The 19,035-nt window shown below is 69.8% G+C and carries 15 protein-coding genes; 6 read left to right on the forward strand and 9 right to left on the reverse strand.

All coding sequences use genetic code 11. The features are described 5' to 3' along the window. Positions 1-51 precede the first annotated feature (51 nt). The gene (locus EFJ44_RS00310; protein ID WP_125255196.1) at positions 52-1,137 is read left to right on the forward strand and encodes a glycosyltransferase family 4 protein; all 1,086 of its coding nucleotides are present in this window, start codon (positions 52-54) and stop codon (positions 1,135-1,137) included. A gap of 7 nt (positions 1,138-1,144) precedes the next feature. Here the strand turns inward: EFJ44_RS00310 and EFJ44_RS00315 are convergent, their stop codons facing one another. From EFJ44_RS00315 to EFJ44_RS00335, 5 genes are all read right to left on the reverse strand, one after another. Next, positions 1,145-2,197 carry a substrate-binding domain-containing protein gene (locus EFJ44_RS00315; RefSeq protein WP_125255197.1) on the reverse strand — a complete coding sequence of 351 codons (1,053 nt, stop codon included), beginning with the start codon at positions 2,195-2,197 and terminating at the stop codon, positions 1,145-1,147. A 32-nt stretch (positions 2,198-2,229) separates the two neighbouring features. Further along, positions 2,230-3,042, reverse strand: a complete 813-nt coding sequence (gene phnE, locus EFJ44_RS00320; protein ID WP_125255198.1) for a phosphonate ABC transporter, permease protein PhnE — start codon at positions 3,040-3,042, stop codon at positions 2,230-2,232. Next, positions 3,039-4,049, reverse strand: coding sequence for a phosphate/phosphite/phosphonate ABC transporter substrate-binding protein (gene phnD, locus EFJ44_RS00325; protein ID WP_125255199.1), 1,011 nt, complete (start codon positions 4,047-4,049; stop codon positions 3,039-3,041). Before phnD ends, phnE begins: the two co-directional genes overlap by 4 nt. Further along, positions 4,046-4,837, reverse strand: coding sequence for a phosphonate ABC transporter ATP-binding protein (phnC, locus tag EFJ44_RS00330; protein ID WP_125255200.1), 792 nt, complete (start codon positions 4,835-4,837; stop codon positions 4,046-4,048). The genes phnD and phnC overlap by 4 nt, the downstream gene beginning before the upstream one ends. A gap of 116 nt (positions 4,838-4,953) precedes the next feature. Then, a complete protein-coding gene (locus EFJ44_RS00335; protein ID WP_241209620.1) occupies positions 4,954-7,758 on the reverse strand; it encodes a M16 family metallopeptidase in 2,805 nt (934 codons plus the stop codon). 223 nt (positions 7,759-7,981) lie between these two features. On the opposite strand from EFJ44_RS00335, the gene EFJ44_RS00340 reads away from it, so the two are divergent. The 5 genes from EFJ44_RS00340 (at position 7,982) to EFJ44_RS00360 (ending at position 12,078) form a co-directional block, all read left to right on the forward strand. Next, complete coding sequence (locus tag EFJ44_RS00340; RefSeq protein WP_125255202.1) at positions 7,982-9,247, forward strand: type III PLP-dependent enzyme; 1,266 nt, start codon at positions 7,982-7,984, stop codon at positions 9,245-9,247. Positions 9,248-9,346: 99 nt separating this feature from the next. Next, entirely contained in the window at positions 9,347-10,402 is a 1,056-nt protein-coding gene (locus EFJ44_RS00345; RefSeq protein WP_125255203.1) for a 1,9-bis(guanidino)-5-aza-nonane synthase, read from the forward strand. A 136-nt stretch (positions 10,403-10,538) separates the two neighbouring features. Continuing rightward, positions 10,539-10,880: a ribonuclease gene (locus EFJ44_RS13910; protein ID WP_206426842.1), complete on the forward strand. Its 342-nt coding sequence runs from the start codon at positions 10,539-10,541 to the stop codon at positions 10,878-10,880. A gap of 86 nt (positions 10,881-10,966) precedes the next feature. Further along, positions 10,967-11,455, forward strand: coding sequence for a hypothetical protein (locus tag EFJ44_RS00355; protein ID WP_125255204.1), 489 nt, complete (start codon positions 10,967-10,969; stop codon positions 11,453-11,455). Continuing rightward, on the forward strand, positions 11,437-12,078 hold the full coding sequence (locus tag EFJ44_RS00360) for a hypothetical protein (RefSeq protein WP_125255205.1): 642 nt from the start codon (positions 11,437-11,439) through the stop codon (positions 12,076-12,078). The genes EFJ44_RS00355 and EFJ44_RS00360 overlap by 19 nt, the downstream gene beginning before the upstream one ends. On the opposite strand, the gene aguB is transcribed toward EFJ44_RS00360, so the two are convergent. The 4 genes from aguB to EFJ44_RS00380 all read right to left on the reverse strand — a co-directional run bounded on the left by aguB (position 12,053) and on the right by EFJ44_RS00380 (position 18,808). Further along, a complete protein-coding gene (gene aguB, locus EFJ44_RS00365; protein ID WP_125255206.1) occupies positions 12,053-12,928 on the reverse strand; it encodes an N-carbamoylputrescine amidase in 876 nt (291 codons plus the stop codon). The genes EFJ44_RS00360 and aguB overlap by 26 nt on opposite strands. Further along, positions 12,928-13,935 carry an agmatine deiminase family protein gene (locus EFJ44_RS00370; RefSeq protein ID WP_125255207.1) on the reverse strand — a complete coding sequence of 336 codons (1,008 nt, stop codon included), beginning with the start codon at positions 13,933-13,935 and terminating at the stop codon, positions 12,928-12,930. Before EFJ44_RS00370 ends, aguB begins: the two co-directional genes overlap by 1 nt. A gap of 169 nt (positions 13,936-14,104) precedes the next feature. Then, positions 14,105-17,458, reverse strand: a complete 3,354-nt coding sequence (locus EFJ44_RS00375) for a TonB-dependent receptor (RefSeq protein ID WP_125255208.1) — start codon at positions 17,456-17,458, stop codon at positions 14,105-14,107. A gap of 159 nt (positions 17,459-17,617) precedes the next feature. Further along, positions 17,618-18,808 (reverse strand): capsular polysaccharide export protein, LipB/KpsS family, encoded by a 1,191-nt coding sequence (locus EFJ44_RS00380; protein ID WP_241209621.1) that lies wholly within the window; start codon positions 18,806-18,808, stop codon positions 17,618-17,620. Positions 18,809-19,035 lie beyond the last annotated feature (227 nt).

Raw genomic sequence — 19,035 nt, forward strand, 5'->3', positions numbered from 1 at the left:
GGGGGAGGGGCTATTCGTGCGGACCGTTCAACGGCGGAGCCTCACGGCCCAATGCGCATCGTCCTGGCCACCGACGCCTGGGAGCCCCAGGTCAACGGCGTCGTCCGCACCCTGTCCCGCATCACGGCCGAGTGCCGGGCGATGGGACATGAGGTGGAGGTGATCCAGCCGGGTCAGTTCAAGACCATGCCCATGCCGACCTATCCGGAGATCCGGCTGGCGCTGGGGGCTGAGGAAGAGATCCGCGAGCGGTTGCGCGCCTTCGAGCCCGAGGCGGTGCACATCGCCACCGAGGGGCCGATCGGCATCGCCACGCGGCGCATCTGCGTGGAGTGGAAGCTGCCCTTCACCACCAGTTATCACACCAAATTCCCGGAGTACGTCTCGGCCCGGTTCCCGGTGCCGGTGCAGCTCGGCTACGCCTACATGAAGTGGTTCCACCGGCCCTCGGGGCGGCTGATGGTGGCCACGCCCACCCTGCGCGACGAGCTGACGGCGCATGGCTTCAAGAACGTCTCGCCGTGGACGCGCGGCGTGGACACCGAGCTGTTCAATCCCGATTTGGCTCCCATCTACGAGGAGCTGGGCGGCAAGGACTGGCCGCGCCCCTTCTTCCTCAACGTCGGCCGGGTGGCCGTCGAAAAGAACATCGAAGCCTTCCTCGAGCTGGACCTGCCCGGCACGAAGATCGTGGTCGGCGACGGACCGGCCCGCGCCGAGCTCGAGGCCAAGTACCCCAAGGCCATATTCCTCGGCTCGAAGTTCGGCGAGGAGCTGGCGCGCTGCTTCAGGGACGCCGACGTCTTCGTCTTCCCCAGCTGGACCGACACCTTCGGCCTGGTGATCCTGGAGGCCATGGCCACCGGCACGCCGGTCGCCGCCTATCCGGCGCACGGCCCCATCGACATCATTCCGGGATCCGGCGCGGGCTTCATCGACGACGACCTGAAGACCGCCTGCCTGAAGTGCCTCGACATCGACCGCAAGGCCGTGCGCGCCTATGCCGAGAAGTTCAGCTGGCGCGCGTCGGCCGAGGAGTTCATCGCCAATCTGGAACCGTATCCCGAGCCGGAGCGGGGCCGCTTCTGGCGCCGCCTGCGCCGCATCACGCGGCTGCGGAAGAAAGCCGCGGCCTGAGCCGTCCCTATTCGGGGCGGGCCATCGGCGTGCGGGCGCGCACGGCCTCGCGCTGGGCCGCCAGTTCGGCCGCCGGCAGCGGCACCAGTCCGCGGTCCTGCAGATAGCCGCCGCGCCCGGACGCCGCATCGGACAGGAACTCGGTCATGAACAGGTCCAGCCCCGGCGTGACCCCGATGTGGGCGATCTTCACATAGACGTACATCGACCGCGAGATCGGGTAGTCGCCCGAGGCGATGGTCTCGAAGTCGGGATAGACGCCGTTCACCGAGGCCGCCTTCACCGAGTCCGAGTTCTGCTCCAGGAAGGAGTAGCCGAACACGCCCAGCGAGCCCGGCGTTCGGGTCAGGGTCTGGACGATGGCGTTGTCGTTCTCGCCCGAGTCGACCCACAGCCCGTCCTCGCGCAGGGTGTGGGCGCGGGTCTCGAAGGCGTCCTCGTCGCTTTCGGCCAGCGCCGCCATGGCCGGCACGGCCTCGGCCGACGGCGTCATGCCCAGCTCCAGCCAGCTGTCGCGCGTTCCCGAGGTCGGCGGGGGGCCGTAGGTCAGGATGCGCACGTCGGGCAGGCCAGGCCGCACCTGCGACCAGTTTCCGTTCGGATTGGGCACGAAGCCCGATCCGCCCGGGATTTCCTTGGCCAGTCCAAGGAAGAAGTCCGAGCCCTCGAAGTGGAAATCCGCGCCCGACCGTGCCGTCGCGATCACCAGGCCGTCGTAGCCAATCTTGATCTCGATGATGCCGGTGACGCCGTTCTTCGCGCACTCGTCGAACTCGGACGCCTTCATGCGGCGCGAGGCGTTCGCCACGTCGGGGGTGGCGGGCCCCACCCCGGCGCAAAAGGCCTTGATCCCGCCGCCGGTTCCGAGGCTCTCGACCCGCGGCATGGCGAAGTCGTTGGCGCGCGAGAAGTTCTCGGCCACGCGGGTGGTGAACGGGAAGACGGTCGAGGAGCCCGCCGCCCAGATGCCCTCGCGCGATCCCCCGCCCCCGTCGCAGGCGGACAGGACGAGCGCGGTCAGGGCGACGACCGGGACGGTCAGGCGACGGACGGACTTCACGGCGGTCTCCGGGCGGCGGCGAATCCGCCCGCTTAGAGCAGACGTTTGCGCATGGCTTGTGACAGCAGGTCGATCAGCGTCACGGCGATCACCACGATGATGACGATGGCCGACACGTCGCGGAAGGCGAAGGCGTTCATGCTCTCGAACAGCACCTGCCCGATGCCGCCCGCCCCGATCAGGCCGAGCACCGTGGCCGAGCGGCTGTTGGACTCGAACCGGTACAGGGCGAAGCTGGTCCAAAGCGGAGCCACCTGCGGGATGACGCCCCAGACGATCTCGTGCATCTTGGACGCGCCGGTGGCGCGCACGCCCTCGACCGGGCCCTTGTCGATCGACTCCACGGCTTCGGAGAACAGCTTCGCCAGCACTCCGGCGGTGTTCAGCGCGATCGCCAGAACGCCGGCCAAGGGTCCCAGTCCCACGGCCACGACGAACAGCAGGCCGATGACCAGATCCGGGATCGACCTGAGCATGTTCATGATCCAGCGCACAGGCTGGACCACCCAGACCGGCGCGATGTTGCGCGCCGCCGCCAGTCCCATCGGCACCCCGAGGAAGACTGCGAGGAACGTGCCCCACAGCGCGATCTGGACCGTCTCCCACATCTCCCCGACGAACAGCCGCCACTTGGAGAAGTCGGGACGAAGCAACTCGCCGATGAAGTTGTTGACGACGTCCGAACCGGCGAAAAGCCGGGGCAGATTGCCCAGATCGACGGCGTCGAAGCTGTAGATCAGCAGGGCGGCCACGCCGCCCCAGATCAGCACGTCCAGCGCCCACGCGCCCAGCGACTTGGTCGGCGGCGCCGGGACGGCGCCGGCCGGGGGGGCGGCGGTGGTCAAGGCTGGACCTCACGCTTGGCGCGCAGGGCGTTCAACTCGGCCTCGGCGGCGGTCACGCCGGCCGCGTCGTTGCGCGCCCGGGCCTCCTGCAGCTTCTGGTCGGCGACCAGTTCACGCACCGGGTCCAGATAGGCGTCGTCGGCGGCGCGGAACTGCGAATAGTTCAGGCCTTTCAGCACGGTCCTCTGACGCTCGGCCTCGGCGCCCTGGCCCTGGCCGTAGGTCAGGAAGAAGGTCCGCACCTTCTCCTTCACCGCCGGGTCCAGATCCTCGCGCACCAGGATGCCGGACTCGGGGATCGGCGGCGACTTCCAGATCTCCTCGATCTGCGCCGCGATCTGCGGGTTCTGCCGCTCCAGGAAGACGGTGTTGACGGTGTTCGACGTCGCCACCTGCAGCACGCCCGAGGCCACGCCGAAGGCGTTGGCCTGGTGGTTGGCGGCGCGCACGGTCTTGAAGCACTGCTGCGGATCGACGCCGCGCTCGTTGAACAGGAAGGTCATGGGCGCCAGGGTTCCCGAGGTCGACTGGGCGTCGCCGATCCCGAAGTCGTAACGCTTGCCGCACGCCAGCACGTCCTCCAGCGTGATGCCGGATCCGGCCTTCACGATAAGGGTCGACTGGTAGGAATCGCGGCCCTCGACGTCCACGGTGCGCGCGATGACCTCGGCGCCGGCGCGGTCGATCGCCTCGATCGCCGACTTGGCGGCGAACCACGCGACCTGCGTCTGGTTGCCTTCCATCGCCTTGACCAGAACCGTGTAGTTCGAGCCGAAGAACGGCTCGACCGGAATGCCGACGGCCTTTTCAAGGTCGTCCAGCAGCGGCTGCCACAGCGGGCCGGACGACGCCTGACCCTCGGCCGACAGGATGGAGAAGACCAGTTTCGACGGCGCGCCGCCGGACGCGGCGTCGTCGCCGCCGCCGCAGGCGGCGAGGGCGCCGGTCATGGGCAGGGCGACGCCCGCGGCCAGGATCGCCCGGCGCGAAAGGCTGAAGCGGCTCATTGCTTGGTCTCCCAGAAGGCGTCCTCGAACTCGGGGCCGTAGATGTCGACGAGGGTCCTGGTGTCCAGCCCGGTCGCGGGGCCGTCGTACACGACCTTGCCGGCTTTCAGCGCCACGACGCGCTCGCAATAGCGGATGGCGTAGTCGACCTGGTGCAGGGTGACGATGACGCCGAGACCGTCGCGTTTGTTCAGCTCGACCAACAGCTCCATCACCTTTCGGGCCGACACCGGATCCAGCGAGGCGACGGGCTCGTCGGCCAGGATCGCCTGGGCGCCCTGAACGATGGCGCGGGCGATCGCGCCGCGCTGCTGCTGGCCGCCCGACAGGGTGTTGGCGCGCTGGGCGGCGTAGTCGGCCACGCCCACCCGGTGCAGGGCCGCCATGGCCTTCTTCTTGTCGGCCCCCGGCCAGAGGCCCAGCGCGCCCTGCCAGCCGGGGATGCGCCCCAGCGCGCCCAGCATGACGTTGGAGAACAGGCTCAGCCGGCCCACCAGATTGAACTGCTGGAAGATCATGCCCAGACGGGCGCGCGCCTTGCGCACCGACCCCGTCACCCGCCCGTCCTTCTGCACCGTCTCGCCGAACACGGCGATCGTGCCGCCGGCGTCGATCGGCTGCAGGCCGGTGATCGAGCGCAGCAGGGTGGACTTGCCCGATCCGGACGGGCCGATCAGGGCGACCATCTCTCCCGGCGCGACCTCGAGGGACACGCCGTCCAGCGCCTTTCGGGCGCCGAAGGTCTTGGACACGTTCCGGACGGACGCGACGGCGGCGGATGTTGTCATGGACACGCTGGGACGTTGCTCAGGGGCGCGCCGCATGGCCCGAACGGGCCCGTGAGGCAAGTCTTAATGACATGTCCGGCGACGGCGCGGCAAGCTTGGCCCGCCGCGCCGCGACGTTATTGCGCCGCCGCCCGCCGCACCTCGACCGGCAGGCCCAGCCCCTCCAGCTGCGGCAGGACCACGTCGGCGTCGCCGACGATCACCCAGACGAAGCGCGAGCCGTCGATCGTGCCGCGCGCGGCCTGGTCGAGGCTCTCGACCGTCATCGCCGCATAGCGCGGGCCCAGCCGCTCCCAGTAGTCGTCGGGACGTCCGTACAGGGCGTTGCTGCGCAGGGCGCCCAGCACCGCCGCCGAAGTCTCGAACCCGCCCGGCAGCTGGCGCATGTTGCCGTTGACCGTCCGGCTCAACTCCGCCGACGTCACCCCCTTCGTGGTGACGAAGTCGGCGTAGTGCCGGATCAGCACGGCCACGGACTCGCCCGTGCGGTCGGCCTGCACCGGCGCGGTGATGATGTAGGGCGTCTGGTGCTCCAGCGGATTGACCCGGCCGTTCAGGCCATAGGACCAACCGCGCGTCTCGCGGATGTCCTGGTTGATCCGCGACAGGAAGCCGTTCCCCAGCACCTCATTGGCGGCGTTCAGGGCCACCAGGTCGTCCCGGCCGGTCACCGGCAGGACGGCGCCGCCCAGAATCACCGATTGCGGCGACTGCGGCCGGTCGATCAGGATGATGCGCGGCTGGACCGTCGGCAGGGCGACCTCGAAGCTCTTCGTCCCGCGTGCCGCGGCAGGGGCGGACCAGGCGCCGAAGGCCGAGTCCAGCGCCGGCAACAGCTCGGCGAGAGGGCGATCCGAGACCACGAACAGCCGGGCGTTGTCCGGTCGGATCCAGGTCTGATGGAAGGCGACCAGATCGTCGCGGTCGATCGCCGCCACGGCCCCGGGATCCCCGGTGCCGCTGAAGGCGCGGCCGTAGGGGTGGGCCTCGCCGTACAGCACGACCGGCAGGGCGCGCATGCCGATGCCGTTGGGCTGGGTCATCTCGGCGGCGATGCCCGCCAGCTGCTGGGCACGCAAGCGCTCGATCTCCGCCGGGGCGAAGGCCGGGTTCATGGTCACGTCGGCCATCAGGGTCAGGGCGGGCCACAGGTTGGCGCTGGGCGTGGTCAGGGTCACGACGGTGCGGTCCATGCCGGCGAAGGCGCCGATCTGGGCGCCCAGACGCTCCTGCGCCTCGGCCAGCTGGACGGAGTCGCGGCTCGTGGTGCCCTCGGTCAGCAGCTGCAGCATCAGGGCCTGCACCCCAAGGGAGTCCGCCGGATCGGCGGCGTGGCCGGCGTCGAACTCCATGGCCACGCGGGTGATCGGCGCGGCGACCGAGCGCGCGTAGACCACCTCGACGCCGTTCGACAGGCGGGCGCGCTCCACGTCCGGGAAATCCAGCCCCTTCGTCTCGCCGACCGGCGGCATGGGCTCGCGGGGCGTGATCGTCAGGGGCTCGACCGCCGCGGGGGGCGGACGGGTGGAGGCGGCCTCGACGTACGGCTCCCGCTCACCGGGATCGACGCGCACGGCGACGACGGGACGCGACAGCCACGCGCCCATGGCCGACCGCACGGTGGCGGGGGTGACGGCGGCATAGGCCGCCATCTGGGTGCGGTAAAAGCCCGGATCGTCGGCGTAGAGCATGCCTTCGGCCAGAACCACGGCCTTGCCGCCGAAGCCGCCGGTCGGCTCCAGCGCCTGCATGCGCTGCGACAGCTCGCCGGTGACCACGCGCGCGACCTCGTCTTCCGTCGGCCCGGAGGCGATGAAGTCCGCGATGATGGCGTCCAGCCGGCGCGAGACCGCGTCGACGTCCTGCCCCGGCTTCACGTCCACAGTGACCTGGAACAGGCCGATGCGCTGGAACGACAGCACGCCGGCGCTGACCGAGACGGCGCTCTGGTCGCCGCGCACCAGTTCGTTGTCCAGACGCGAGCTGGCCAGGCCGCCCAGCACCGTGCCGGCGACGTCCAGATCGGCCGCCGACGCGTCGAGCATGCCGGGCACCACCCAGGCGCGGTACAGGCGGGTGTTCGAGACGCGGTCCTTCAGCGTCAGGTCGATCCTCTCCGGGATGGTCGGCACGTCGGCTTCGGCGGGGTGGTTCTGGGGCCCGCGCGGGATGTGGCCGAAATAGCGCTCGACCAGCGGCCGGGCGGTCGCCACGTCGACGTCGCCGGCCAGCACCAGCACGGCGTTGTTCGGGCCGTACTTGTCGCGATGCCAGTCACGCAGGTCCTGCAGCGAGGCGGCGTCCAGATCGGCCATCGAGCCGATGGTGGAATGGCGATAGGGGTGGCCTGCCGGGAACAGGGCGTCCAGCATGGCGTAGAAGACCAGGCCGTACGGCTGGTTGTCGCCCTGACGCTTCTCGTTCTGGACGACGCCGCGCTGGTTATCCAGCCGCTCCTGGGTCAGCGAACCCAGCAGGTGACCCATGCGGTCGCTCTCCATGTAGAGCGCCTGCTCCAGCGCCGCCGTCGGCACCGTCTGGAAGAAGTTGGTGCGGTCGAACCAGGTCGTGCCGTTCCAGTCGGTGGCCCCCATGGCGCGCAGGGGCTCCATCAGACCGCCCGGCACGTTCTCGGTCGGATTGAACAGGCCGATGTGCTCGAACAGATGGGCGAAGCCCGTCTGCCCCTCGGGCTCGTCCTTGGAGCCGACGTTGTACCAGGCGTGGACCGCCACGACCGGGGCCTTGCGGTCGGTGTGGACGACGACGCGCAGGCCGTTGTCGAGGGTGAAGACGTCGTAGTCCAGCACCACGCCGCGGGCCAGTTCCGCCGCCGACGCCGGCTCCTGCGACTGCGCCGCGGCGGGCGTGGCGGCGGAGGCGAGGACGGCGGCCGCGGCCATCGCGGACACGAGAGTCATCAGGCGCATGTTTCCCCTCACCGACCGGCGGTTGCTCGCCGCACCTTACGTGGCGGTGAACCGGCGACAAGTTACGGTCCCGTCACCTCGTCCCTGCCGCGAAAAAACCGCTTTACATGACAGGGCGATGACCCCATATCGCGCGCTCCGGCGGACCCCGTAGGTCCAATCTGCGCCGCTAACGCCGGGTCTGGGTTCAACAACTAGCAGGGGGTTACGTGAATTGCGCACGTACCAGTTTCCCCTGGACCTGGTCCGCGAGCGGTCTCCGGAGCGTCCCGTCGCCCTTGTGCGACCGCGCTCCGTCTCCGTAGCGGCGCGCTGGTTCCAGGACAATCTGAAGGCCGACGTCTTCTATGCGGTGAAGGCGAACCCCTCGCGCTGGGTCATCGAGACCCTGGTCGAGGCGGGCGTGACCGGCTTCGACGCCGCCTCGATCGCCGAGATCGAGCTGGTGCGCTCCGTGCTGCCCTCCGCGCGCATCGCCTTCATGCACCCGGTCAAGAGCCGCGGCGCCATCACGCGCGCCTACTTCGACCACGGCGTCCGCACCTTCTCGCTGGACTGCCATGAGGAGCTGACCAAGATCCTCGACGCCACGGGACAGGCCTCGGACCTGAACCTGATCGTTCGCATGGCCGTCTCGGCCGACGGCGCCCAGTACTCGCTCTCGGGCAAGTTCGGCGTCTCGACCGACCAGGCCCCCGCCCTTCTGCTGGCCACGCGCCAGGCGGTGAAGGACGGGTTGATGGGCGTGTCCTTCCACGTCGGCTCGCAGTGCATGCGCCCGTCCGCCTACGAGGCCGCCATGGCCCAGGTCGGCCGCGCGATCACTCGCGCGGGCGTGTTCGTGGACATCGTCGACGTCGGCGGCGGCTTCCCGTCGGTCTATCCGGGCATGGTCCCGCCGGACATGAGCGAATACGCCGACGCCATCCATCGCGGCTTCAACGAGATGCCCGTGTCGGAAACGACCGAGCTGTGGTGTGAGCCCGGCCGGGCGCTGGTGGCCGAGTCGTCGTCGGTCCTGTGCCGCGTCGACCTGCGCAAGGGCGACGCCCTGTATCTGAACGACGGCAGCTACGGCTCGCTGTTCGACGCCACGCATTCGCGCTGGCCCTTCCCCACCAAGCTGGTCCGGGACGGCGCCTCTTCGTCCGACCTGAAGCCTTTCCGCTTCTACGGTCCGACCTGCGACTCCATCGACCACATGCCGGGTCCGTTCTGGCTGCCCGCGGACGTGCAGGAAGGCGACTTCATCGAGATCGGCATGCTGGGCGCCTACGGCGTGGCCATGTCGACCGGCTTCAACGGCTATGGCGAGCACGAGATCGCCGCGGTCGGGGACGCCCCGATGGCCTCGCTCTACGGCCTGGCGCCCCGCTCCATCCCGACCGTGCGCACCACGGCGGAGGAACAGGCCCGCAAGGTCGTCCGTCTGTCGCGCCCCAAGGGCAAGGCGGGCCAGCGCAAGCAGCGTCGGCGCTAAAGCGTCACACGCGCGTTCTAATCAGCAGCGGCCCGTCGCTCCGTCCGGGCCGCTGCTTTCTTTGACGACGGGCGCTCACCAGTAAGGGAAACCAAACCGATGAACGCTCCCGTTCAGACCAACCAGAAGGCCGAACTGCTGCAGAACACGGTCGAGCACGTCGACATGACCTCGTTCGACGCCCGGCCGATCATCGACAGCATGCGCAAGATGTCGTTCTCCAGCCGCGACACCGCCCGCGCCGCCGACATCTTCAACATGGCCATCGAGGACGAGACCTGCTCGCCGTGGCTGATCCTGGCGGGCTCCACCTCGGCCGGCGGCTGCATGCACGTGTACCGCGACATGGTGAAGTTCGGCATGATCGACGCCATCGTCGCCACCGGCGCCTCCATCGTCGACATGGATTTCTTCGAGGCCCTGGGCTTCAAGCACTACCAGGCCGCCGGCCCGGTGGACGACAACGTCCTGCGCGACAACTACATCGACCGGATCTACGACACCTACATCGACGAGGAAGAGCTCCAGGCCTGCGACCACACCATCCTGGAGATCGCGAACCGGCTGGAGCCGCGCGGCTATTCCAGCCGTGAGTTCATCTGGGAGATGGGCAAGTGGCTGTCGGAAGGGAACGCGAAGAAGGAAGGCAGCCTGATCCAGACCGCCTATGAGATGGGCGTGCCGATCTTCTGCCCGGCCTTCGTCGACTCCTCGGCCGGGTTCGGCCTGGTCAAGCATCAGAAGGAGCGGGCCGCCGCCGGTCAGCCCTACATGATGCTGGACGCCATCGCCGACTTCCGCGAGCTGACCGACATCAAGATCGCGGCGGGGACGACCGGCCTGTTCATGGTCGGCGGCGGGGTGCCCAAGAACTTCGCCCAGGACACCGTCGTCTGCGCCGAGATCCTCGGCGTGGAGGCCGACATGCACAAGTATGCGGTCCAGATCACCGTCGCCGACGTCCGCGACGGCGCCTGCTCGTCGTCGACGCTCAAGGAGGCCGCGTCGTGGGGCAAGGTCTCGACCACCTACGAGCAGATGGTCTTCGCCGAGGCGACCACGGTCGTGCCGCTGATCGGCTCGGACGCGTACCACCGCGGCGGCTGGAAGAAACGCGCGCCGCGCCGCTGGCAGAAGCTGTTCGAGAAGGCCTGATCTTCGACGGGGCCGGAGAGCGATCTCCGGCCCTTCTTATTTTGGGAACCCGCAGGCCCTCCCGCCGCTTTAGCGGCGGCGCCCCGAGCGGCGAGCGACCGCGTCGCGAGCGATCGGGCCGCAAAGGAGACGACCCATGTCCGACGACCAGAATCTCGAAGGCCAGGAAGCCGATCAGATGGGCGAGAAGCCCGATCTGGGCCGCGAGCCCGACCACCTTCAGGACGCCCTGACCGGCACCGACGTGGGCTCCGACACACGGGCCGGGTCCCTGCGCGGCGGTTCCGCGTCCGGGTCGGACGTCGACCCCGACCAGGAGGCCGTCAACCGAAGCCTCGCCGAGCAGGGACGCGACGGCCCCGACGCCCAACCGAAGCGGCCCGATCCCGATCCGGTCAAGAACACCGGCACGGAACTCACCGGTCCGGCCGGCGACCCCGCCGAGGGCCCGCGCGGAGCCGACGCGGCCACGGGCTGAGCCGCCCCGGGCGCGACGCGGCGGCGCCTTGCTGGCGCCGCGAGTCTGGGCCAACGTGACGCTTCACGGCGAACGAGGAAGTGACCTTGCGTATGAAGGGTATGTGCCTTGCCCTGGCCGCCGGCCTGGCTCTGACGGCCTGTTCCGAGCCGGCCGAGGACGCGGGCGCCGAGGCCGCCGAATCTCCCGCCGCCGCCGAAGCCGGTTCGCCCGAGGCGGCCCCACCGACGTCTCCCGGCGTCCCGGCGGCGCCCCGGGCGCCCGCCTATGCCGTCCTCCCGAGGGACGGCCGGGCCGAAACGCCCGCCACCGTGTCCGAAGGCCCTGAAGGACCGGGCGGCATGGTCGTCTACGAGACCGCCCTGTCCCCCGACGCCGTCGTGGAATTCCATCGCGGCCACGCCGAGGCGGCCGGTCTGGCGACCGTCTCGACCATGACGATCGGCGAGGCCCGCGGCTATGCCGCCGCGGCGCAGGATGCGTCCGGCGCCGGCATGCAGGTGATCGCCTCCCCCGTCGCGGGCGAAAGCGGACCGGAAACCTCAGTGCAGCTCTCGTGGACCGCCGGCGGCTGATCCTGGGCGGCGCGGCGGGGCTGGCCTCCGCCTGCGCCTCGCCCCCGCAGATCCCGCTCGTCACGCCCCTGCCCGACGACCGTATGCTGTTCGCCCAGGCGCATCTGGAACTGCACCCCCGGGTCGCCGCCCAGCATTTCGACTGCGCCGTCGGGGCGCGCTTCGCCGCCGTGACGCGCCCCGCACTGACCGCCGTCTTCGAGCGCGTCGCCCGCGAGGTAGAGGCCCGCGTCCCCCGGGACGTGGCGCCCGCGAACGGCGTCTGTGCCCGGCTTCGCCCCGGCGAGGGCGTCCAGCGCGGGACTTCCCGACGAGCCGCGCTGGCGGCGGCTTATGGGGGGGCCATGGCGCGCCTGGCGCCCGACCGGGCGACTGCCGTGGAGATGAGAACCTTCGACCTGATCGCGTCGGAGGTCATGTGCGGACTGACGGACGCCGAAGCTTCCGCTCGGGGTCAGGCGGTCGGCGAACGCATCTTCGCCGATCTGTCGGTCGATCCGGACTTCGCGGGGTTGATGACCCGCGCCGCCGTCGAGGTGGCGGAGGCCCGCCGCGACCCGATCGAAAGTCCCGGCTGCGCGGCCGAACGCCGGACGTTCAGGCCCCCGCCGGGCGCGGACTGACCAGCGCGCCGTAGAGATCCGTCCGCCGGTCGCGGAAGAAGCCCCACGCCGCGCGGTGGCGATCCAGGAAGTCGAGGTCGAAGCCGTGCACCAGCACGCCCTCCTCGTCCCGACCGAGGCTCTCGACCAGATCGCCGCGGTGATCGGCGATGAAGCTGGAACCATAAAAGCGCTGTCCGACCTCGGTCGCGTGCTCCAGCCCGATCCGGTTCGCGCCGACCACCGGCACCACGTTCGACACGGCGTGTCCCTGCATGGCGCGCCGCCACGGATCGGCCGTGTCCAGCTCCTTGTCGTGCGGCTCCGACCCGATGGCGGTCGGGTACATCAGCACCTCGGCGCCCTGCAGCATCATCGCCCGCGCCGTCTCCGGGTACCACTGGTCCCAGCAGATGCCGACGCCGATGCGGCCGAACCGCGTGTTCCAGACCTTGAAGCCCGTGTCCCCCGGCCGGAAGTAGTATTTTTCCTGATATCCCGGGCCGTCCGGAATGTGGCTCTTGCGATAGACGCCCAGGGCGCGGCCGTCGGCGTCCAGCATGACCAGGCTGTTGAAATAGTGCGGCCCCTCGCGCTCGAAGATCGACACGGGAATGGCCACGCCCAGCTCCGCCGCCACCGGCTGGAGCGCCGTGACGCACGGATGCTCCGCCCACGGATGGGCTTCGGCGAACCAGCGCTCTTCCTGGCTGACGCAGAAGTACGGCCCCTGGAACAACTCCGACGGCAGGATCACCTGCGCGCCCTTGCCGGCCGCTTCGCGGACGAACTCCACCGTCTTGTCGATGTTCGCCTGCAGGTCCTCGCCATAGGAGGTCTGGATCGCGGCGACGCTGATCGTTCTGGCCATCAGGCGGGCTCCTGCTGGGAGATGCAGTGGAAGGATCCGCCGCCCGACAGGATGGCGATCGAGGGCAGGGGGATGATCTCACGGTCGGGGAAGACCGTCTTCAGCCCCTCGCACACCAACCGCGCGGCGGTTTGGTCGCCGTAGGTCGGCACGATCACCGCGCCGTTCGCGATCAGGAAATTCATGTGGCTGGCGGGAACCGGCCGCTCGTCCTCGTCGCCGACGAACCCCGGCGACGGGAGCGGCAGCAACTTCAATGCCCGGCCCCCGGCGTCCGTCATGGCGGACAGGGCCCGCGCCGCCTCGGCGTAGACCGCGTCATTCGCGTCGCGTCCGCCCCAGGAGACGGGGTGCGCCACCACGCCGGGCGCGACGAAGCGGGCCAGGTTGTCGACGTGGCCGTCGGTGTGGTCGTTCAGCAGGCCGTCGCCGAGCCACAGCACCTTGCGCGCGCCCAGCGACGCCGCCAGCGCGGCCTCGGCCCTGGCCTCGGTCCAGTCGGGGTTGCGGTTCGGGTTCAGCAGACACTGGCGCGTGGTCAGGATCGTGCCCGCCCCGTCGTGATCCAGGGCTCCGCCTTCCAGAACGACGTCATGCCGGTCCAGCGGCGTGCCCGACGCCGCGCCGATCTGCGCCGCCACTGTGTCGTCGTGCTCCAATTCGTACTTGCCGCCCCAGCCGTTGAAGCGGAAGGCCGCCGCGCGCGCCGAGCCGGGCCCGAAGATCGGTCCGGTGTCCCTCAGCCAGATGTCGCCGAATCGGCCGTCGATCACCTCGACGCCGTCGACCTCGGCGAACCGCGCCCGCGCGTCCGCCAGAGCCTCGGGCTTGCCGACCAGCAGCTTCACCCGCTCCCGGCCCGGCCCCGCCAGGGCGCGGACCAGCGCCTCGACCTCGGCCTGCGCCGGCTCCAGGTTCTCCTCCCACAGCTCGGCGTGGCTGGGCCAGCCGACCCACATGGCGCGGTGCGGCGACCATTCGGCGGGGACGGGAGCGGTGGGGGTCATGATCGGGCGGGCATCCTTTGCGGCGGGCCGCGCCATATGGCCACGACGCGTCCCGGGTTCAACGCCGGATCCGCGAAGGGAGCCCGACGGCGGACGGCGGCATCGGGAAACGAAAGAAGGCGGCCCGTTTCCGGACCGCCTTCCTTCATTCAGGCGTGAGCCTTCCGGATCAGAACTGGAACCGGACGCCCGTCTTGATCTGCCACACCGAGGCCGGCAGCTGGGCCTGCGGGCGGCGCGGCTGGTCGGCCAGGCCCGTGGCCGAGCCGGCGTTCTGCAGCGATGAGTACTGGTACAGGGCGCCTGGAGCCGCACACGACGCATTGGCCGTGTTGGTCGAGTTGCGGCACTGGAGCACCACCGTGCCCACGCCGCGGTAGAACGGATACTGTTCCGTCACGCCCCAGTGCGGGTTCAGCAGGTTCCCGAAGTTCTCGACGTCGAAGTAGAACTCCAGCTTGCCGCCCGAGACGAACGGCACAGGCAGTTCCTGCGCGAAGCGGATGTCGGCCGTCGTCACCGAACCCGTGCGGAAGGCGTTCCGCGGGGCGATGCTGCCGGCGTATTCGATCAGTCCGGTGTTGTGCAGGAAGTTGTTGAAGTCCGTCAGGTTGATGCCCGAGTAGACGATGCGCGGGTCGCTGGTGGCCGTGACGTTGCCGTTGGCGTCGACCTGCGGGACGTAGAACAGCTGGTTCGACGTGCCGAAGGCGCCCGAGTAGGACTGCGGCACGGCGTTGCCGAAGTCGTTGTCGAAGTTGCCCGTGCGGCTGTTGTGGTAGACGTACGAGAACGGCAGGCCCGAACGGTTCTGGACGAACAGGTTCACCGAGGTCTCGTTGTCGCCGAACAGCTCGCGCGCCCAGTTCACGTTCATCGTGAAGCGGTGGCGGATCTCATAGTCCGAGGTCGCCAGCACCGGGTTGTTGTGGTCCGCCGAGGCGAAGCGCACGTACGACGAGTCCGGCTGCGACGAGGTCATCGGGTTGCCGTCTTCGGCTTCCGTGTAGGTGTAGCCGAGCGTGACGTTCAGGCCTTCCCACATGCCCCAGTCCCACGACTTGTTGGCCGTGAAGGCGGTCGAGAACGAGCTGCCGCCCTCTTCCAGGTTGGTCAGCAGCAGGTCGAACACGACCGGGCCGCCGGGGCGGGTGTAGACCGGACGGCCGTCCGGGGCCGTGCCGGCCACGGTGGGCAGCAGGTCCGTGTAGTACAGCGCGTTCTCGAAGTCGTTGTAGAGCACGTCGGCCTGCAGGCGGACGGTCTCCAGCACCGGCAGCTCGAAGTCGCGGGCGACGGTCAGGTTGTACTTCCACGCGCTCGGGATCTCGAAGTTCGGATCCAGGGCCACCACGCTGCCCTGACCGGGCGTGAAGGTGCAGTTGGCGCCGGCCGGAACGACCGACAGGTCGGTGATGCCGGTCAGCGGGCCGGTGCAGACCGCGTTGGTGATGCGGGCGCCGTCGTTGCCGAAGGGGTTGCCGATCTGCACGTTCGTGCCGATCGCCGAGAACCGGCCGATGCCGCCCGAGATGGTCCACTCGCCCGGCGTCCAGTTGAAGCCGAAGCGCGGCATGATCAGGTCACGGCCGTCCAGGTTGGACTGGTTCGAGAAGCCGTTGCGGGTCTGGAAGCCGGTGTTCAGCGTCGGCCGGTCGTCCATGCCGAACCAGTCGTACCGCACCCCGAAGGTCAGGCGCAGGTCGTCGCCGGCCTGCCAGACGTCCTCGGCGTAGACCGAGTTCAGGTCGTAGCCGAACTCGACCGCGCCGTCGCGGGCCGTGCCGAACTCGGCCGGGACCGTGCCGCCGTTCGGATCCACGGCGCCGCGGATGAACAGGCTGTTGGCGATGCCGTTCTGGAAGTTGGCGAAGCTGGAGAAGGTCCAGGTGCCCAGCGACTGCGACACGAAGACGTTGACGAAGTCGCGGCGCTCGGTGCGGGCGCCGAACATCAGGTCATGGGCGCCCATGGAGTAGCGGGCGATGGCCTCGATGTTGGTGTTCTCGCTGTACAGATAGTTGTCGTGACGGAAGTTGTCCGCGCCGAACTGGATCTGCGGCGTGCCGGCGCCCGGATCGACGCCCGGCAGGTCGGCGACGTTGACGGTCACCTGACCGACCGACAGGCCGCCGACGGGCAGCTGGGTGGTCTCGGTTTCCTTGTAGCCGAAGCGCAGCTCGGTGGAGAGATTGTTCGTCCACTGCGAGTTGAGCTGGGCGTTCCAGGTCGTGAGGCGCTCGTCCTTCAGATACTGGCTCGATTCCAGCGCCAGACGCGGCTGGGTGGTCGAACCGCCGTTGATGAAGGCGGCCGAGGTCGAACCGTTGAACGAGTTGCCGCGCGTCTCCTGCCAGGTGACGGCCAGGCGGTGATCGTCGGTGATGTTCCAGTCGATCTTGGCCAGCATCTTCTCGTCTTCGACCGGCGGGGCCACGTCGACGTACGACAGCGGGTCGTAGCCGTAGCGGGCCTGGGTCGCGGCGCGGAAGTTGTCGACGGCGGTCGTGGTGATGCGCGGAATCGGGTTCGGGAAGCCGGCGTCTTCAGGGCCTTCGTTCAGCGAGAACTGCGATTCGAACTTCTCGTAGGACAGGAAGAAGAACACGCGGTCCTGGATGATCGGGCCGCCGAGGGTGGCGCCCCACACGGTCTCTTCGAAGACGCGGTTGTAGTCGCGGGTCTGGCGGTAGCCGGTCGGGCCGTAGCTGTAATACTCGTCGCCCAGCATCGAGTCGTCGCTGCGCTCGTAGAAGGCCGAGCCCGAGAAGTCGTTGCCGCCCGACTTGGTCACGGCGTTGATCGAGCCGCCGATGAAGCCGTTGTTGATGACGCTGAAGGGCGCGGCCGAGACGCTGACGGCCTCGACGGCGTCCAGCGAGATGGGCGAACGCTGGGTGGGGTAGCCGTTGCCGTTCAGGCCGAACTCGTCGTTCTGGCGGATGCCGTCGACGGTCAGCTGGTTCAGGCGGGTGTTGACGCCGGCGAAGGACAGGGCGTCCTCGTTCGAGGCGTCGATGGTGGCGAACGGATCGAAGCGGGCGACGTCCTTCAGGTCGCGGCTGATCGACGGGGCGCCCTGGATCACGTTGGCGCCGAAGTTCGAGGCCGAGCCTTCGCCGAAGTCGTTGGAGATGCGCGAGCCCAGGACGACGATGTCGTCCACGGCCGTGGCGTCGCCGCCGGAGTAGATGACCACGTCGGCCAGGGCGGGGGTGCCGACGCCGATGGCGGCCAGCTGCACCACGCCGTCACCGGCGGTGGAGGTCGCCGAGATCGTGTACGGGCCGCCGACGCGCAGGCCGCGCGCCGTGTAGTTGCCGCCCGCGTCGGCGACGGTGGTGGCCGACGTGCCGGTCGGCTCGTGCGTGAGGATCACGGTGGCGCCGGCGATGGCCGCGCCGTTCTCGTCGGTCACGCGACCGCGGATCGAGCCCGTGGTCTCCTGCGCGTAGACGGCCGAGGCGGCCGCCATGGCGATCGCCACGGTCGACACGCCGTAGCAAATCTTCTTCTTGAGCATCGATGCATCCCCATGCGTGGTCGCCTGCGCGCCGCCACTTCGCGTGACGACGTTTGACCGGATGAGGCCCCTCTAGGCGCGCATCCAAAAGCATCGGCGACAGTTATGTGACAGACTCGTGACGACGGCCGGGGGTGGCCCCCGGGCCACACCCGCGCCTCAGTCCGCCGCGGCCAGCATCCGTTCGGCCACGCGACGGGCGGTGCGGGCGCGCAGGCGGGGCCCCTCGAAGCTGCCGTTGATCTGGGTTCGCGCGATCACCGCGGCCCGGAACCGCAGGAACAGGTCCGGGTCGGGCGGCGTCGGGGCGGCCCAGAACCCCGCCAGCGGCCCCGGATCGGTCAGTCCCTCGAAATCGAAGAAGGCCCGCCCCAGGACCTTGACCGGCGTGCCGAAGCCCAGGGCCGCGAGGGCCGAACTGGAATTGTTGACCACCAGGCCCCGGGACGCCCGGCACAGCGGCGCAAGGGCGCCGCCGTCGATGAAGTCGACCCGGTCCTCGACGCCGTGCGCCGCCGCCGACGTCCGCACCGCGCGCCGCTGGTCGATCACGGCCGGGTCCAGCGGATGGTTCTTGATCACCAGACGGACCTCGGGCGGGGCGTTCCGCGCGAAGTCCTCGACGACCCTGTCGATGAAGGCGGCGTTGGTCTTCAGATCGGAATGTCGCGTCAGCTGCGTGTCGCCCTCGCGTTGCAGGCAGACGAGAAAGAAGGCGCCCTTCGCCGCGATCCGGGCCGGATCCACGGGCGGCGAGAAGCGCAGCCGCAGCCACCGCAGCAGGTGACCCGCCGCCTGTCGCCAGGGCGGGACGTCGAACCCGGGGTCGTGACGCGGAAAGATCGGCAGGATATGCTCGGCCAGCCAGTACCGGGTCACGGCGAGGACGAGCGGGCGCGTCAGCGGGCCGACGGGATCCGGCTCGGGCGCCTCCGGAGAATGGCCGGAATAGGCCGCCGCGGTCCGCGGAAGGACGGGACTGCCCGCCGCCACGGCGTCGCGTTCCAGCGTCACCCAGTCGGGACGGAAATAGCCGTTCTCCAGCACCCAGACGCGAGGCCGCGAGCCGGCGGTGTCCAGCACCGGCCGCGCCTGCCACCGCCCTTCGCCGTAGACGACCGCGTCGGTCCAGGCGGGGGCCAGCGTCCGCCAGGCGGCGGGCCAGGCGTCGGGGCGGCCGCGGAATTCGATTCCGCCCGGCCCGCGCCGGTCGATCAGGTCGCCGGCGTTGAACACCATGTGACCGACCTCCGCCCCGGCTGTGCGCAGGGCCTCGGCCAGTTCGCGGCCGAAAGGGCCGTAGGGCAGGTTCACCAGAAGGAAGCGACGGCGCACGGAGGCCTCGGACACGCGGGGACGCGGACGCGCCGCGCGGGCATTTAGTCCGGGCGGGTCGCCGGCGGCAACGCCCCGAAACGGCGAAGGGCCCGCCGGAGTGATCCGGCGGGCCCCTGCTTCAGTCTTTCGACGTGGCTTCCGTGCCTGGGGCTCAGAAGTTGATGTCGATGGTGGCGCGGCGGTTCAGCGGCTCGCGGACGCCGTCGGCGGTCGGACGGGCCAGCTCGCGCTCGCCGCGG

Origin of the sequence: Brevundimonas fluminis, from assembly GCF_003934285.1 — a bacterium.
GTDB lineage: Bacteria > Pseudomonadota > Alphaproteobacteria > Caulobacterales > Caulobacteraceae > Brevundimonas > Brevundimonas fluminis.

Excerpts from the sequence above, each read along its gene's own strand:
- EFJ44_RS00310 (WP_125255196.1), top strand. The coding sequence starts at position 52 with ATGCGCATCGTCCTGGCCACCGACGCCTGGGAGCCCCAGGTCAACGGC.
- phnD (WP_125255199.1), bottom strand. The coding sequence starts at position 4,049 with ATGAGCCGCTTCAGCCTTTCGCGCCGGGCGATCCTGGCCGCGGGCGTC.
- phnC (WP_125255200.1), bottom strand. The coding sequence starts at position 4,837 with ATGACAACATCCGCCGCCGTCGCGTCCGTCCGGAACGTGTCCAAGACC.
- EFJ44_RS00335 (WP_241209620.1), bottom strand. The coding sequence starts at position 7,758 with ATGACTCTCGTGTCCGCGATGGCCGCGGCCGCCGTCCTCGCCTCCGCC.
- EFJ44_RS00345 (WP_125255203.1), top strand. The coding sequence starts at position 9,347 with ATGAACGCTCCCGTTCAGACCAACCAGAAGGCCGAACTGCTGCAGAAC.
- EFJ44_RS13910 (WP_206426842.1), top strand. The coding sequence starts at position 10,539 with ATGTCCGACGACCAGAATCTCGAAGGCCAGGAAGCCGATCAGATGGGC.
- aguB (WP_125255206.1), bottom strand. The coding sequence starts at position 12,928 with ATGGCCAGAACGATCAGCGTCGCCGCGATCCAGACCTCCTATGGCGAG.
- EFJ44_RS00370 (WP_125255207.1), bottom strand. The coding sequence starts at position 13,935 with ATGACCCCCACCGCTCCCGTCCCCGCCGAATGGTCGCCGCACCGCGCC.
- EFJ44_RS00375 (WP_125255208.1), bottom strand. The coding sequence starts at position 17,458 with ATGCTCAAGAAGAAGATTTGCTACGGCGTGTCGACCGTGGCGATCGCC.